This is a genomic window from Metapseudomonas otitidis (genome assembly GCF_011397855.1).
GTDB classification, from domain to species: Bacteria; Pseudomonadota; Gammaproteobacteria; order Pseudomonadales; family Pseudomonadaceae; genus Metapseudomonas; species Metapseudomonas otitidis.
Genome location: NZ_AP022642.1, coordinates 5,531,768 through 5,546,375 on the forward strand (window position 1 = coordinate 5,531,768; position 14,608 = coordinate 5,546,375).

The window sequence follows — 14,608 nt, forward strand, 5'->3', positions numbered from 1 at the left end:
GGCTCAGTCGCGGTAGTCCGGTGCCACCCGGTCCAGCAGGCGCAGCAGCGCCTGCCAGGCCAGTTCGTTGGCATCCGGGTCGCTCAACTCGCCGTCCGCCAGCGGGCGCGCGGGTTCGTTGAACTGGCGCTGGGTGTGTTCGCAGACCTCGTGGGACGGCAGCAGCAGCTCGCCGCCGGCCTGGGCGGCCAGCTGGATGTCGCAGGCCTTCTCCAGGTAGTACATGCGCAGGAAGGCCTGGGCCACCGTCTCCCCCACCGTCAGCAGGCCGTGGTTACGCAGGATCATCACCGGCTTGTCGCCGAGGTCGGCCACCAGGCGCTTCTGCTCGTCGAGGTTCAGCGCCACGCCCTCGTAGCCGTGGTAGGCCACGCGGCCATAGAACTCCATGGATATCTGGTTCACCGGCAGCAGCCCGGCCGGCTGGGCGGCCACCGCGCACCCGGCGCGGGTGTGGGTGTGCAGCACGCAGCGGGCGTCCTCGCGGGCGGCATGGATGGCGCTGTGGATGACGAAGCCCGCCGGGTTGACCTTGTGGCGGGTCGGCTCCACCGGGCGGCCCTGCAGGTCGATCCTCACCAGGTCGCTGGCGCGGATCTCGTCGAACATCAGCCCGTAGGGGTTGATCAGGAAGTGGTGCTCGGGCCCCGGCAGGCGCACCGAGATGTGGGTGAAGATCAGGTCGGTCATGCGGAAGTGCGCCACCAGCCGGTAGCAGGCGGCCAGCTCCTGGCGCAGGGTGCGCTCCTCGGGGGAGCAGGACGAAGGGGGCAGCGGGGCGTGCAGCGGCGTCATGGAAGGCTCCGGGGTCGGTGGAAGGTGAAGTGGCCCACCAAGAGGGCGGGCCGGGTAGCGGCACCCTATCAGCGCACCGCCCAGGCGTTGAAGCGCTCCTCCAGCTCCTCGCCGTGGTCGACCCAGAACTCCACATCCATGGGCAGGGCGTCCGCCAGGGCCTGGGGCGTGGCCGGAATCCAGCGCGCCTGCTCGGCGTCCAGCGCGGCGGCGGCCTCACGGTTGGTCGGGCCGTAGGGGATGCGGCCGATGTAGTCCAGCTGCGGCGCCTTGCGGTTCATGTAGGCGACCAGCCGTTCGGCCTGGGGCAGGTGCCGGGAGCCCTTGATCACCGCCCAGTAGTCCATGCCGTAGAGGCTGCCAGGCAGCACCAGGGCGAAGTTGCGCCCGCCCTGGTGCGCGGCGGCCACGCGTCCGGAGTAGGAGGAGGTCATCACCACATCGCCTGCCGCCAGCCACTGGGTGGGCTGGGCACCGGCCTCCCACCACTGGATCTGCGGCTTGATCTGGTCGAGCTTGGCGAAGGCGCGGTCCACCCCGGCCGGCGTGGCCAGCACCTTGTACACCTCGCCGACCGGCACGCCGTCGGCCAGCAGGGCGAACTCCAGGTTGTACACGGCGCGCTTGCGCAGGCCGCGCTTGCCGGGGAATTTCTCCAGGTCCCAGAAATCCGCCCAGGAGGTGGGCGCCGTCTTCAGGCGGTCGGCGTCGTAGCTCAGGGCCACGCCCCACACCATCGCGGCCGAGCCGCAGTCCTGGGCGGCCTGGTCGATCAGTGCCTCGCGGCCCCCAAGGCGCGACCAGTCCAGCGTCTCGAACAGGCCGCTCTCGCAGCCGCGCACCAGGTCGGGCCCCTCGATCTGCACCAGGTCCCAGTCCACGTGGCCGGTCTCGGCCATCACCCGGATGCGCGCCATCTCGCCGTTGTATTCGGTCTGGATCAGCCGGTGGCCATCCTCGGCCGCGAAGGGTTTGAAGAAGGCTTCGTCCTGGGCCTTCTGGCCGTCGCCACCGTAGCCGACCACCACCATGTCGGGCGCCGCCTGGGCACCCAGGGCGGGCAGCAGCAGGGCCAGGCAGGTGAGCAGGCGGGGCAGGAACGGCGCGCTGCGCCGGTGGAACGGAGATGAGGTGTGGTTTCGCATGAACGTGCTCCCAGTCTTGTTGTTGTTCAGGGATGCCCCGTCGAGGGGGGGCTTTCACGCTAGGGCCGCGCCATTAAAAAAACAAGTTGATTTTTTACTGAAAACAAACAAGTAATGAATTTATAAGAAACGACCTCGCCGAGGCCCCCATGACTGCCTTCCCCCACCTGTTCGAGCCCCTGCACCTGCGCGGCAAGCGCCTGAAGAACCGCATCATGTCCAGCGGGCACGACACCAGCATGCCCACCGACAACCGCGTCAACGACACCCTCATCGCCTACCAGCGCGCCCGCGCCGAAGGGGGCGTGGGGCTGATCGTGCTGCAGGTGGCCGGCGTCCACGACAGCGCGCGCTACACCTCCCACGTGCTGATGGCCACGGACGACACCTGCATCGAGGGCTACCGCGAACTGGCCGAGGCCTGCCACGCCCACGGCACGCTGGTGCTGTCGCAGCTGTTCCACCCCGGGCGGGAGATCATGGAGACCGCCAACGGCCTGCTGGCGGTGGCCTACGCGCCGTCCGTCACGCCCAACGAGCGCTTCCGGGTCATGCCCCGGGCCCTCGACCAGGCCATGATCGACGAGATCGTCGCCGGCTACGGCGCCGCCACCCGGCGCCTGCGCGAGGCCGGGCTGGATGGTGTGGAAGTGGTGGCCAGCCACGGCTACCTGCCGGCGCAGTTCCTCAACCCCCGGGTCAACCTGCGCGAGGACGGCTACAACGGCGACCTCGACGCCCGCCTGCGCTTCCTCCGCGAGGTGCTCGAGGCGGTGCGTGAAGCCGGCGGCGAAGACTTCATCGTCGGCCTGCGCATCTCCGCCGACGAGCGCGACCCTCAGGGGCTGACCGAGGACGAATCCCTCAGCGCCGTGCTCGCCCTGCAGCCGCAGCTGGACTACGTGCACCTGGTGGCCGGCACCTCCGCCTCCTTCGGCGGCGCCGTGCACATCGTGCCGCCGATGGCGGTGGCGCCGGCCTACCTGGCCGAAACCGCCGGGCACTTCAAGGCCCGGCTGGGCATCCCTCTGTTCGTCACCGGGCGCATCAACCAGCCCCAGGAAGCGGAGCAGATCATCGCCAGCGGCCAGGCGGACGTATGCGGCATGACCCGGGCGCTGATCTGCGACCCGCAGATGCCGGAGAAGACCGCCAGCGGCCGGGTGGACGACGTGCGCGCCTGCATCGCCTGCAACCAGGCGTGCATCGGCCACTTCCACAAGGGCTACCCCATCTCCTGCATCCAGCACCCGGAAACCGGGCGCGAGCAGCAGTTCGGGCGCCTCGTCCCCACCGATCGTCCGCAGCGGGTGATGGTGGTCGGCGGCGGCCCGGCCGGCATGAAGGCGGCCGCCGTAGCGGCCCGCCGTGGTCACCAGGTCACCCTCTACGAAGCCGGCGCCCAGCTCGGCGGGCAGGTGCTGCTGGCCCAGTTGCTGCCCCGGCGCAGCGAATTCGGCGGCGCCGCCACCAACCTGCAGCGCGAGCTGGAGCTGGCCGGCGTGCAGGTGCAGCGCAACACTCGGGTGGACCTGGCCCTGGTGGAGCGGGAGCGCCCGGACCGGGTCATCCTCGCCACCGGCGCCCGCCCCTACTGGCCGGCGTTCGAACGCGGCGGCGACCTGCAGGTGGTGGATGCCTGGCAGGTGCTGCGCGGCGAGGTGAAGGTCGGTCGCTCGGTGCTGGTGGCCGACTGGCGCTGCGACTGGATCGGCCCCGGCATCGCCGAGCACCTGGTGCGCCAGGGGCATGCGGTGCGGCTGGCGGTGAACGGCACCCACTGCGGCGAGAGCCTGCCGCTGTACGTGCGCGACCAGATGGCCGGCGAGCTGCATCGCCTGGGCATCCCGGTCACCCCCTACGCGCGGCTGTATGGCTGCGACGACGACACGGTGTACATGCTGCACAGCGCCAGCGGCGAGCCGATGCTGTTCGAGCAGGTGGACACCCTGGTGCTGTGCCAGGGCCATGCGCCGTTCGATGAGCTGGGCAGCGCCCTGGAAGGCCGGGTGCCGTTCCAGCGCATCGGCGATTGCCTGGCGGCCCGCACGGCGGAAGAGGCGATCTTCGAGGGGCTGCAGGCAGCCTGGACGCTCTGAAGCCGGGGCGCGCGGCAAGGGTCGAACCTGCCTTACAATGCCGCGCCCGACACACCGGGCCGCCGGCCTACAAGGACAGCCAGACCATGAGCCCACTGCCGCCCTCGCCCCAGGCCGTACCGCCTGAAAGCCAGTTCCTCGGCACCCGCATCCGCGGCCTGCGCAAGCGCCGCGGCATGACCCTGAGCGAGCTGGCCGAGCAGAGTTCGCTCACCGCCGGCTACATCAGCCAGCTGGAACGCAACCTCGCCTACCCCTCGATCCCGGCGCTGTTCAACATCGCCCGCAGCCTGGGGGTGACCATCCAGTGGTTCTTCGGCAGCGAAGCCCCCGTGGCCGAGGCCGACCGGGGCTACGTGGTGCGGCGCAACGCCCGCATGAGCCTGCATTACGAGGACGGCATCACCGACGAGCTGCTCAGCCCGCAGCCCAGCCGCTCGCTGGAGGTCCTCCATTCGCGCTTTCCGCCCGGCACCTACAGCGAGGAGAGCTACAGCCACGAAGGCGAGGAAGCCGGCTACGTGCTGAGCGGGCAGTTCGAGCTGTGGGTCGGCGAACGCCACTTCCTGCTGAACGAAGGCGACAGCTTCGCCTTCTCCAGCCAGGAGCCGCACCGCTACGGCAACCCCGGCGAGCGGGATGCCCTGGTGCTGTGGATCGTGACCCCGCCGACCTTCTGATCCGGCGCCGCCTCGGCGACGCTCCTCAATTCCTGATTCGGGCAGCCAGGCCAGCCAACAGGCGCTCCAGCGCGCCCTGGTTCGCCCGCAGCACGCCGAGCCCGGCATCGCGCATGGCAGCGGCGCGTGCGGCGTCGGCCCAGAGCGCTTCGACGTCGCGGGCCAGGGCCTCGGCGCCGTCCACCTCCAGCAGGGCGCCGGCATCGCGCAGTTGCGCGGCGATTTCGAGGAAGTTGAACAGGTGCGGGCCGGACAGCACGGGTTTGCCCAGGGCCGCCGGCTCCAGCAGGTTGTGCCCGCCGTTGGGCACCAGGCTGCCACCGACGAAGGCGCTGTCGGCCAGGGCGTAGAGGAACAGCAGCTCACCCATGGTGTCGCCCACCAGCACCTGGGTCTGCGCCGCCACCGACTCGCCACTGGAACGGCGCTGACTGGCGAAGCCGGACTGGCGGCTCAGCTCGTACACCGAGGTGAAGCGCTCCGGGTGGCGCGGCACCAGGATCAGCAGGGCATCCGGACGCAGGGCCAGCACCGCGCGATGGGCCGCGAGGATGATCTCGTCCTCGCCGGCATGGGTGCTGGCGGCGATCCACACCGGTCGCCCGCTGGCGCCCCAGGCGGCGCGCAGCTCGGCGGCACGGGCCGGCAGGGCCGGGTCGATGGTGAGGTCGTACTTGATCGAGCCGGTCACCCCCACACATTCCGGGCGCGCACCCAGTTGGCGGAAGCGCTCGGCCTCGGCCTCGGTCTGCACGGCGATCCAGTCCAGCTCGGCCAGCATCGGCGCGGTGAGCTTGGCGAAGCGCGCATAGCCCCGTGCAGAGCGGGCCGACAACCGTGCGTTGGCCAGCACCACCGGGATCCGGCGCCGCGCGCACTGGTGGATGTGGTTGGGCCAGAGTTCGGTTTCCATGATCACCGCCAGCTTCGGCCGCACCCGGTCGAGGAAGCGCGACGCGGCCCAGGGCAGGTCGTAGGGCAGGTAGCAGTGCTGCACGCGGTCGCCGAACAGCGCCTGGATGCGCTCGGAGCCGGTGGGGGTCATGCAGGTGAGGGTGATGGGCAGGTCCGGGTGGCGCGCCATCAGCTCGCGCACCATGGGCGCGGCGGCGATGCTCTCCCCCACCGACACGGCGTGCACCCAGATGCCCCCCGGCTTGAGCGGTGGCAGGCCGAGGGCGAAACGCTCGCCGATGCGCCGGGCATAGGCCGGCGCCCGCCAGGCGCGCCAGGCCAGGCGCAGGGCCACCAGGGGCAGGCCGAGATGGAACAGCAGGGTGTAGAGGATGCGATTCATGGTGAGGCCAGTGATGCGGACAGGGGGCGGATGATAACTGAGCGGTCCGCCAATCGAAGCGCTTTCGGGCGCCGACGGCGGGGCTTCACCCCAGGGCCTGCAGGTGCTCCGCCAGTTGGTCGGCCAGCCACAGCGCGGCGGGGCCGAGGGCTTCGTCGCGCCGGCAGACCAGCTCCACCACCAGCGAGGGCGGCGTCCAGTCGCTGCGCAGCTCCACCAGGTGGCCCTGGTAGGCCGGGTACTGCGCCACGTGCCGGGGCAGCCAGGCCCAGCCCAGCCCGCGCATCACCAGCTCGGCCATGACGTAGAAGCTGTCGGCGCGCCACACCTGCGGCCCGAGCTGCTCGCCACCGGGGTAGTGGCTGTCCTGCGGGGCCATGAGGATCTGCCGGTGGCGCACCAGCTCGCGGCGGTCGGCGTAGCCGCTGGCGGCCAGGGCATGAGTCGCGCCGCAGACGGTGACCATCTCGATGGTGCCGAGGCGCTGGCGCTCCAGGGCGTCGGGCATGTGTTCGTGGTGGAACAGCAGGCCGAGGTCGGCGCGGCGCTCCAGCAGCTTGCGCGCCACGTCGCCCTGGGCGCTGCTGGCCAGTTGCACCTCCAGCAGCGGGAAGGCTGCCCCCAGCGCCTCCAGGCTGGCCAGCACCGGCTGGTAGGGCATGGCCTCGTCCTGGGCCAGGCGCAGGCGTGCCTCCTCGCCACGGGACAGCCCCTGGGCGCGGCCCTCCAGGCGCTGGCACTGGCGCAGCACTTCGCGGGCCTCCTCCAGCAGGGCCGCCCCTTCCAGCGTCAGCCTGGGCTGGCGCCCGCTGCTGCGGTCGAACAGCGCCACCCCCAGGTCCTCTTCCAGCAGGGCAATGGCGGTGCTGACGGCGGACTGGGCGCGGCGCAGATCCCGTGCGACGGAGGAAAACGAGCGCCCCTCGGCCACGGCGACGAAGACGCGGATCTGTTCGAGGTTCCAGTGCATGGCGGCTCAACCTATCTCTGATTCAGATGGGTAATGACTTTATCCCATCATGGAAAACTCTAGAATCCGCCCACCTGACAGGAGGGCCCCGACCATGACCGGCTACATCTACCTCGCCATCGCCATCGCCGCCGAAGTGGTCGCCACCACCTCGATGAAGGCCATCGACGGCTTCAACAAACCCCTGCCGCTGGTGCTGGTCATCGGCGGCTACGCCATCGCCTTCTGGATGCTGACGATGGTGGTGAAGAGCATCCCGGTGGGCATCGCCTACGCCATCTGGGCCGGGCTCGGCATCGTCCTGGTGAGCATCGCCGCGCTGGTGATCTACCAGCAGAAGCTCGACCTGCCGGCCGTGGTGGGCATGGGGATGATCGTCTCGGGGGTGGTGGTGATCCAGCTGTTCTCCAGCAGCACGGGGCACTGATCCAGCGGCGAACGGCCACGCACGGCTCACGCGACAGGGGCGCTATACTGCGCCCCTGTTTTTTCCCAGGCGTCGTCTCCCATGGCCGAACCCCTCAGCACCGACATCCTCATCCTCGGCGGCGGCATCGCCGGCCTCTGGCTCAACGCCCGCCTGCGCCAGCTGGGCTACGCCACGCTGCTGGTGGAATCCGCCAGCCTGGGCGGCGCCCAGAGCGTGAAGTCCCAGGGCATCATCCATGGCGGCACCAAGTACGCCCTGCACGGCGCCCTCACCGGCGCCTCCGAAGCCATCTCCGACATGCCGCGCCGCTGGCGCGAAGCCGTGGCCGGCAGCGGCGAGCTGGACCTCTCCGGCGTGCGCCTGCTCTCCGACGCCCACTACCTGTGGTCGCCGGGCAGCCTGTTCGGCAACGTCACCAGCTTCTTCGCCAGCAAGGCCATGCGCGGCCGGGTCGACCCGGTCAGCGGCAGCGAGCTGCCCCCGGCGCTGCAACACCCGAAATTCAAGGGCAAGGTCTACCGCCTGGCCGAGCTGGTGCTGGACGTGCCCAGCGTGATCGCCCGCCTGGCCGAGCTGGCCGGTGACAGCCTGCTGGCCGGTCACCAGGTGGAGCCGCTGCGCGACGGCGAGGCCCTGGTGGGCCTGCGCGTGGACGGCCGCGAGATCCGCGCCCAGCGCATCGTGCTCAGCGCCGGCGCCGGCAACGAGGCGCTGCTGCAGGCGCTGGGCATCCAGCAGCCGGCCATGCAGCGCCGCCCGCTGCACATGGTCATGGCCAAGGGGCCGGGGCTGAAGCCGCTGTATGCCCACTGCCTGGGCGGCGGGCCGAAGCCACGGGTCACCGTCACCAGCCACCCGGCGGCCGATGGCCAGTGGGTCTGGTACCTGGGCGGCGACCTGGCGGAAGCCGATGGCGTGGCCCGCAACGAGGCCGAGCAGATCGCCGCTGCCGAGCAGGAGATGCAGCAGTTGCTGCCGTGGATCGACTACACCGGCACCCAGTGGGCGACCCTGCGGGTGGAGCGCGCGGAGCCGGCGCAATCCGGCCTGGTGCGCCCGGACAACGCCTTCCTCGCCGAGCAGGGCAACCTGCTGGTGGGCTGGCCGACCAAGCTGGCCCTGGCGCCGGACTTCACCGACCGTGTGCTGGCCAGCCTGGACCGCGACGGCATCCGCCCCGGCCAGCACGCACCGCTGCCCGCCCTGCCCCGCCCGCCGGTGGCCCAACCGGCCTGGGAGGAACTGCTGGGATGAACAGCCTGCACCACCTGCACCGCCCCCTCGGCGACACCGGCCTGCGGGTCTCCCCCCTGGGGCTCGGCACCGTCAAGCTGGGCCGCGACCAGGGCGTGAAGTACCCCTCCGGCTTCACCATCCCCGACGATGCGGAAGCCCGCCAGTTGCTGGCGCTGGCCCGCGACCTGGGCATCAACCTGATCGACACCGCACCGGCCTACGGCCGCAGCGAGGAGCGCCTCGGCCCGCTGCTGCGCGGCCAGCGCCAGGACTGGGTGATCGTCAGCAAGGTGGGCGAGGAGTTCGAAGCCGGCCAATCGCACTTCGACTTCAGCCCGGCCCACACCCGCCGCTCCGTGGAGCGCAGCCTCCAGCGCCTGGAGACCGACGTGATCGACCTGGTGCTGGTGCACTCCGACGGCAACGACGTGGCGGTGCTGCGGGACAGCGGCGTCTACGAGGCCCTCGCCGAGCTGAAGCAGGCCGGCAAGATCCGCGCCTTCGGCCTCTCCGGCAAAACGGTGGAAGGCGGCCTGCTGGCGCTGGAGCGCGGCGACTGCGCGATGGTCACCTACAACCTCAACGAGCAGGGCGAGCGCCCGGTGCTGGACTATGCTGCCCAACACGCCAAGGGCCTGCTGGTGAAGAAGGGCCTGGCCAGCGGCCATGTCTGCCTGGCACCCGGGGTGGACCCGGTGCGGGCCAGCTTCGAGCTGATCTTCGGTCACCCGGGGGTGACCAGCGCCATCATCGGAACCATCAATCCGCTGCACCTGTCCCATAATGTCGCGACGGCCGCCGCGGTACTGGGTGGGCCAGCCTGACGCCGCGCCCGCGGCCGACCCCGACGCAAGGAGGAGCCGCCATGCCGCGCACCCTGGCACGCAAGGACCCGACCCTCTTCAAGACCCTGCCCCTGCAGGTGGACGCCAGCCCGGACGGGCTGGCCTACCGCAGCCTCGGCCTGCCGATGAACTTCGCGCAGATGCTCGAACGGCGTCGCCAGCCCCTGGTGATCGACGACAACCAGCGCTTCTCGGTGCAACTGGCCAACCTCGGGGTTTCGGTGCGCCTGACCCTGACCCTGCACGGCCAGACCTATTGGGTGGTGGTGCGCCAGCGCCGCCAGGACCGGGGCGACACCGTGCTCAAGCTGATTTCCGGCTATGTGCCGGCCCATGAACTGAACCTGCCGCTGCTGACCGCCATCCAGGAAGTGGCCGAGGAATGCCTGATCGAGACGCCGGACGGCTGGCTCGCCGGCCGCTTCGCCGACACCTGGCTGCCGACGCCCTACCCCAAGGCCCTGCACTACCTGGAGCACGCCTACTTCCGCCTCAGCCCGCTGTCCGGCGCGGCGCGGCCGGTGCAGAGCGGCAGTCTGACGCTACTGGAGCGCCCCCACGCCTACGTGCACCTGCCCACCGCTTCCCTGCAGCTGGTCTACGACCTGGCCCTGGAGCTGCCCCGCGAGGCGCGCCAGCCGAGCCTGTTCCACGTCGATGAAGTGCTGCAGGGCGAAGCCCTGGTGGCCAGCCTGGAGCGCCGCCGGCCGGACATCTACCTGCTGCCCTGCCAGGACGGCCAGCCCACCGGCGAGCTGTTCACCCTGCTGGACGGCGAGCTGAAGCCGGCCAGCACACGGGGGCTGTGGCTATCGGAAGGGTTTGCCGAGCAGGACGGCTGGCTGGTGCGGGACGAGCGGGTGCGCTGGAAGGACTGGCTGGCACGGGTCGGCACCGCGCCGATGAGCCGGCGGCGACTGGCGGGCTGAGCCCGCCAGCCGCACTTGCGGCCTACTTCAGCTCGCTGGAGCTCTTGCCCAGCAGGCGCCGGGCCACGATCAGCAACTGGATCTGCTGGGTGCCTTCGAAGATGTCGAGGATCTTCGAGTCCCGCGCCCATTTCTCCAGCAGTTCGTCTTCCCCGTAGCCCAGCGCGCCACACAACTCGACGCACTTGAGGGTGACCTCGTTGGCGACGCGCCCGGCCTTGGCCTTGGCGATGGAGGCTTCCTTGGAGTTGGGCAGCTTGTTGTCAGCCATCCAGGCGGCCTTGAGGGTCAGCAGCCGCGCCGCTTCCCACTCGGCCTCCAGGCGATAGAGGGTGGCTTCGGCGTGGCTCACGCTGAGCAGCGGCTTGCGGTAGTCGAAGCTGCAGCCGGCCTTCTTCAGCAGCTCGCGGGTCCTGTCCAGCGCGGCCTTGGCGACACCGATGGCCATGCCGGCCACCAGGGGACGGGTGTTGTCGAAGGTTTCCATCACCCCGGCAAAGCCCTTCTGCACGTCGATCTCGGGGTTGCCCAGGAGGTTGGCCGCCGGCACGCGGCAGTCGTTGAAGCTGATGGAGGCGGTGTCGGAGGCCTTGATGCCGAGCTTCTTCTCCAGGCGGGTGACGGTCATGCCCGGGGTGCCCTTCTCCACCACGAAGGACTTGATCGCGGCGCGGCCGAGGCTCCTGTCCAGGGTGGCCCAGACCACCACCGCATCGGCACGCTCGCCGGAGGTGACGTAGATCTTCTCGCCGTTGAGCACGTAGTGGTCACCGTCCTTCACCGCCGTGGTGCGGATGGCGGCGGAGTCCGAGCCGCAGCCCGGTTCGGTGATGGCCATGGCCGCCCAGGTGCTGCCGAAGCGCTTGAGCTGCTCCTCGTTGGCCACGGCGGCGATGGCGGCGTTGCCCAGGCCCTGGCGGGGCATGCCCAGCAGCAGGCCGACGTCGCCCCAGCACAGCTCGATGACCCCCAGCAGGGCCGAGAGGTTGCCGCCGTTGCGCACGCCCTCCTCCGCCTGGCCACTGCCGCGCTTGCTGGCGGAGGTGGCGCCGACGGCATCGGGGGAGCCGGCGTTCATGCCGTCCAGCAGGGCGGCCAGCAGGTCCAGCTCCTTGGGGTAGGCGTGCTCGGCCTTGTCGTACTTGCGGGAGATGGGGCGGAAGTAGTTCGCCGCCACCTGGTGGGCCTGGTTGGCCAGGCCGCGGAATTTCTTCGGGGTTTCCAGGTTCATCACAAAGTCCTCAGGACCGGATTTCGACCGTTCGAGCTAGACGCGCAATCGGTAGAAAACGGTTCTCACAAGTGCAGGCCGCCGGCCATGACGGCCACGGCACGCAGGTCGCGGTACCAGCGCTCGGCCGGGTGTTCCTTGGTGAAGCCGTGGCCACCGAGCAGTTGCACGGCGTCGGTGCCGATCTTCATGGCCTTCTCGGCGCACAGCAGGCGCGCCAGGTAGGCCTCGCGACGGAAGTCCTCGCCGCGCTCGGCACGGGCGCAGGCCCGCCAGACCATCAGGCGCATGGCATCCAGCTCGATGCCGATGTCGGCCACCATGAAGGCCACGCCCTGGCGATGGCTGATGGGCTCGCCGAAGGCGACGCGCTCGTTGCAGTAGGTCACCACGTAGTCCAGCGCGGCCTGGGCGGTGCCCACGGCGAGGGCGCACCAGGCCAGGGTGGTGTAGGCGAGAAAGCGCTCCAGATCGAAGGCGCTGCCGGCCAGGCGGTCCTCCACCGGCACCCGCACGCCCTTCAGGCTCAGCCGGGCGGTGGCGCAGGCCTTGAGACCCATGGCCGGTTCGGGGCGCAGGTTCAGGCCCTTGGCACCGACATCCACACGGAACAGTGCCGGGCCGTCGGCCGTCTGGGCGGCGACCAGGATGGCGCTGGCGTTGAGGCCTTCGAGCACCAGGCATTTCTCGCCGTCGAGCTGGTAGTGACGCCCCTTGCGCTTGGCCCGGGTGGCCAGGCGCAGCGGATCGACCAGCAGGCCCGGTTCGCTGACGGCAATGGCCATGGCCGGCGGGCGCGCAGTCCCGACGAAGGCGGGCAGCCAGCGGGCCTGCTGCTCCTGGGAGGCCCAGCGGCGGATGCAGTTGGCCACCGACAGCGGCACCAGCAGCGAGGCCGCCAGGGACAGGTCGCCCCCGCCGAGGGCTTCGGCGATCAGGGCGTTGGTGACAACGGTGCGCTCACCGGCCATGCCGCCCAGCGCTTCGCTGACGCCGTAGTGGGCCAGGCCCAGTTCCAGGGCCTGGTTGATCAGCTCGGCGGAGACGCAGCCCTGGGCATCCGCTGCTTCCGCAGCGGGTCGCAGGACCTCGCTGGCGAAGGCGCCGAGCATTTCCACGAGCATCTGCTGCTCGTCGCTGAGGGACAGGTCGAAGAGGCCGTCCGGGTCCGCCGGGCGCGGGGCCTTGGCAGATTTGGCGGGCTTGGCCGCCATCCGGAAGCCGGCACGGCTGCCGGTGTACAGGAGGCGTTCGAAGGGTTTGCGCAGCTTGAACCGGTCCGGCCAGTCGGCCTGGGCCACACGGTTCAGCACGGACAGGGCACGGCCCTGCACATCGGTACTCATGGCATCGCTCCACGCGGGGTGAGGATGCCGGGATGATGCGCGCGCGCCACGAGGGGCGCCTATGACCGGGCCGACGCGCCGCTGTGGCGCATCGGCCAGTGGGAACCCCGTTCAGGGGCTGCTGGGCGTCGGCCCTGCCGGACCGTGGGAAAGCTCAGCGAATCAGCGGCTGCGGATCTTCTCGACGATGGCGGTGGTGGAGCTGTTCTCCACCAGGCCGAGTACCCGCACTTCACCGCCGTAGGCACGGACCAGATCGGCACCGACCACCTGCTCGACGCCGTAGTCGCCACCCTTGACCAGGATGTCCGGCTTGACCTCGCCCAGCAGGCGCTCGGGGGTGTCTTCGCTGAAGCTCACCACCCAGTCCACGGCGCCGAGACCGGCGAGCACGGCCATGCGCCGGTCCACCGAGTTGATCGGCCGGCCGGGGCCCTTGAGGCGGCTGACGGAGGCGTCGTCGTTGATCGCCACCACCAGGCGGTCTCCCTGGGCGCGGGCCTGCTCCAGGTAGGTCACGTGGCCGGCGTGGAGGATGTCGAAGCAGCCGTTGGTGAAGACGATCTTCTCGCCGTGGGCGCGGGCGTCTTCGATGGCCAGCAGCAGTTGCTCCAGGCTCAGCACGCCGCGCTCGGAGCCCTGCTCGCGCTGCACCGCGCGGCGCAGCTCGGGGGCGCTGATGGCGGCGGTACCCAGCTTGCCGACCACGATGCCGGCGGCCAGGTTGGCCAGGGCGACGGCCTGGGGCAGGTCTTCGCCGGCGGCCAGGCTGGCGGCCAGGGTGGAGATGACGGTGTCGCCAGCGCCGGTGACGTCGAACACTTCGCGGGCACGGGCCGGCAGGTGCAGGGCCGGGTGGCCAGGGCGCAGCAGGGTCATGCCGTGCTCGCCACGGGTCACCAGCAAGGCACCGAGGTCCAGCTCCTGCATGAGCCGGGCGCCCTTGGCGACCAGCTCGGCCTCGTCGGCGCAGCGGCCGACGATGGTCTCGAATTCATTGAGGTTGGGGGTGATCAGGCTGGCGCCCCGGTAGATGCCGAAGTCCTTGCCCTTGGGATCGGCCAGCACCGGGATGCCCTTGCGACGGGCCGCCTGGATCAGCGCCTGGTGGTTCTTCAGGGCGCCCTTGCCGTAGTCGGACAGCACCAGCACCTTGACGCCGGTGAGCAGGCGTTCCACCTCGGCGGCCAGGGCCTCGGCGTCGGTGTCGAAGGGCTCTTCGAAGTCCATGCGCAGCAGTTGCTGGTGGCGACTCATGACCCGCAGCTTGACGATGGTGGGCTGCCCGGCGATGCGCTGGAAGCGGGCATCCACGCCGGCGGCGCCGAGGCTGGCGAGCAGGCTCTCGGCGGCTTCGTCCTCACCGGTGACGCCGACCAGGGCCGCCGGTGCACCCAGGGCGGCGATGTTCAGCGCCACGTTGGCGGCACCGCCCGGACGGTCTTCGATCTGGTCCACACGCACCACCGGAACCGGCGCCTCGGGGGAGATGCGCGAGGTGCCGCCATGCCAGTAACGGTCGAGCATGACATCGCCCACCACCAGAACGGGGGCCAGATCGAAACGGGGCATGGTGAGCTTCATGAAGACTCCAGGGCATGGAAA

At 70.5% G+C, this 14,608-nt stretch carries 13 protein-coding genes; 6 read left to right on the plus strand and 7 right to left on the minus strand.

All coding sequences use genetic code 11. From position 1 onward, the window contains the following. Positions 1-3: 3 nt before the first annotated feature. Together PotMrB4_RS25685 and PotMrB4_RS25690 are read right to left on the minus strand one after the other, a co-directional pair. Complete coding sequence (locus tag PotMrB4_RS25685) at positions 4-795, minus strand: class II aldolase/adducin family protein (protein ID WP_172434809.1); 792 nt, start codon at positions 793-795, stop codon at positions 4-6. 68 nt (positions 796-863) lie between these two features. Continuing rightward, the gene (locus PotMrB4_RS25690; protein ID WP_371320946.1) at positions 864-1,826 is read right to left on the minus strand and encodes an ABC transporter substrate-binding protein; all 963 of its coding nucleotides are present in this window, start codon (positions 1,824-1,826) and stop codon (positions 864-866) included. A 263-nt stretch (positions 1,827-2,089) separates the two neighbouring features. Here PotMrB4_RS25690 and PotMrB4_RS25695 point away from each other — a divergent pair, with 263 nt between their 5' ends. Further along, positions 2,090-4,039 (plus strand): oxidoreductase, encoded by a 1,950-nt coding sequence (locus PotMrB4_RS25695; protein ID WP_172434810.1) that lies wholly within the window; start codon positions 2,090-2,092, stop codon positions 4,037-4,039. Between the two features lie 86 nt (positions 4,040-4,125). Next, positions 4,126-4,719 carry a cupin domain-containing protein gene (locus PotMrB4_RS25700; protein ID WP_044401043.1) on the plus strand — a complete coding sequence of 198 codons (594 nt, stop codon included), beginning with the start codon at positions 4,126-4,128 and terminating at the stop codon, positions 4,717-4,719. Between the two features lie 25 nt (positions 4,720-4,744). Here PotMrB4_RS25700 and waaA read toward each other — a convergent pair whose 3' ends face one another. Beyond that, positions 4,745-6,016: a lipid IV(A) 3-deoxy-D-manno-octulosonic acid transferase gene (waaA, locus tag PotMrB4_RS25705; protein ID WP_172434811.1), complete on the minus strand. Its 1,272-nt coding sequence runs from the start codon at positions 6,014-6,016 to the stop codon at positions 4,745-4,747. Positions 6,017-6,101: 85 nt separating this feature from the next. After that, positions 6,102-6,986, minus strand: a complete 885-nt coding sequence (locus PotMrB4_RS25710) for a LysR family transcriptional regulator (protein WP_074970621.1) — start codon at positions 6,984-6,986, stop codon at positions 6,102-6,104. 94 nt (positions 6,987-7,080) lie between these two features. Here PotMrB4_RS25710 and PotMrB4_RS25715 point away from each other — a divergent pair, with 94 nt between their 5' ends. The 4 genes from PotMrB4_RS25715 (at position 7,081) to PotMrB4_RS25730 (ending at position 10,426) form a co-directional block, all read left to right on the plus strand. Continuing rightward, positions 7,081-7,413, plus strand: coding sequence for a DMT family transporter (locus tag PotMrB4_RS25715; RefSeq protein ID WP_044401034.1), 333 nt, complete (start codon positions 7,081-7,083; stop codon positions 7,411-7,413). A gap of 81 nt (positions 7,414-7,494) precedes the next feature. Beyond that, positions 7,495-8,670, plus strand: coding sequence for an NAD(P)/FAD-dependent oxidoreductase (locus tag PotMrB4_RS25720; RefSeq protein ID WP_142013844.1), 1,176 nt, complete (start codon positions 7,495-7,497; stop codon positions 8,668-8,670). Next, a complete protein-coding gene (locus PotMrB4_RS25725) occupies positions 8,667-9,476 on the plus strand; it encodes an aldo/keto reductase (protein WP_172434812.1) in 810 nt (269 codons plus the stop codon). The genes PotMrB4_RS25720 and PotMrB4_RS25725 overlap by 4 nt, the downstream gene beginning before the upstream one ends. A gap of 41 nt (positions 9,477-9,517) precedes the next feature. Next, on the plus strand, positions 9,518-10,426 hold the full coding sequence (locus PotMrB4_RS25730) for a hypothetical protein (protein WP_044401024.1): 909 nt from the start codon (positions 9,518-9,520) through the stop codon (positions 10,424-10,426). A gap of 22 nt (positions 10,427-10,448) precedes the next feature. Here the strand turns inward: PotMrB4_RS25730 and PotMrB4_RS25735 are convergent, their stop codons facing one another. The 3 genes from PotMrB4_RS25735 to hldE all read right to left on the minus strand — a co-directional run bounded on the left by PotMrB4_RS25735 (position 10,449) and on the right by hldE (position 14,587). Continuing rightward, positions 10,449-11,657, minus strand: coding sequence for an acyl-CoA dehydrogenase family protein (locus tag PotMrB4_RS25735; protein WP_044401021.1), 1,209 nt, complete (start codon positions 11,655-11,657; stop codon positions 10,449-10,451). A 65-nt stretch (positions 11,658-11,722) separates the two neighbouring features. Then, positions 11,723-13,003 (minus strand): acyl-CoA dehydrogenase family protein, encoded by a 1,281-nt coding sequence (locus PotMrB4_RS25740; protein WP_172434813.1) that lies wholly within the window; start codon positions 13,001-13,003, stop codon positions 11,723-11,725. Between the two features lie 162 nt (positions 13,004-13,165). Further along, positions 13,166-14,587: a bifunctional D-glycero-beta-D-manno-heptose-7-phosphate kinase/D-glycero-beta-D-manno-heptose 1-phosphate adenylyltransferase HldE gene (gene hldE / locus PotMrB4_RS25745; protein ID WP_074970633.1), complete on the minus strand. Its 1,422-nt coding sequence runs from the start codon at positions 14,585-14,587 to the stop codon at positions 13,166-13,168. Positions 14,588-14,608 lie beyond the last annotated feature (21 nt).

Bases quoted from the DNA above. Each gene is read 5' to 3' on its own strand.
- PotMrB4_RS25740 (WP_172434813.1), bottom strand. From the start codon at position 13,003: ATGAGTACCGATGTGCAGGGCCGTGCCCTGTCCGTGCTGAACCGTGTG.
- PotMrB4_RS25700 (WP_044401043.1), top strand. From the start codon at position 4,126: ATGAGCCCACTGCCGCCCTCGCCCCAGGCCGTACCGCCTGAAAGCCAG.
- PotMrB4_RS25695 (WP_172434810.1), top strand. From the start codon at position 2,090: ATGACTGCCTTCCCCCACCTGTTCGAGCCCCTGCACCTGCGCGGCAAG.
- PotMrB4_RS25730 (WP_044401024.1), top strand. From the start codon at position 9,518: ATGCCGCGCACCCTGGCACGCAAGGACCCGACCCTCTTCAAGACCCTG.
- PotMrB4_RS25690 (WP_371320946.1), bottom strand. From the start codon at position 1,826: ATGGTGGTGGTCGGCTACGGTGGCGACGGCCAGAAGGCCCAGGACGAA.
- PotMrB4_RS25685 (WP_172434809.1), bottom strand. From the start codon at position 795: ATGACGCCGCTGCACGCCCCGCTGCCCCCTTCGTCCTGCTCCCCCGAG.
- PotMrB4_RS25710 (WP_074970621.1), bottom strand. From the start codon at position 6,986: ATGCACTGGAACCTCGAACAGATCCGCGTCTTCGTCGCCGTGGCCGAG.
- PotMrB4_RS25715 (WP_044401034.1), top strand. From the start codon at position 7,081: ATGACCGGCTACATCTACCTCGCCATCGCCATCGCCGCCGAAGTGGTC.
- PotMrB4_RS25735 (WP_044401021.1), bottom strand. From the start codon at position 11,657: ATGAACCTGGAAACCCCGAAGAAATTCCGCGGCCTGGCCAACCAGGCC.
- hldE (WP_074970633.1), bottom strand. From the start codon at position 14,587: ATGAAGCTCACCATGCCCCGTTTCGATCTGGCCCCCGTTCTGGTGGTG.
- waaA (WP_172434811.1), bottom strand. From the start codon at position 6,016: ATGAATCGCATCCTCTACACCCTGCTGTTCCATCTCGGCCTGCCCCTG.
- PotMrB4_RS25720 (WP_142013844.1), top strand. From the start codon at position 7,495: ATGGCCGAACCCCTCAGCACCGACATCCTCATCCTCGGCGGCGGCATC.
- PotMrB4_RS25725 (WP_172434812.1), top strand. From the start codon at position 8,667: ATGAACAGCCTGCACCACCTGCACCGCCCCCTCGGCGACACCGGCCTG.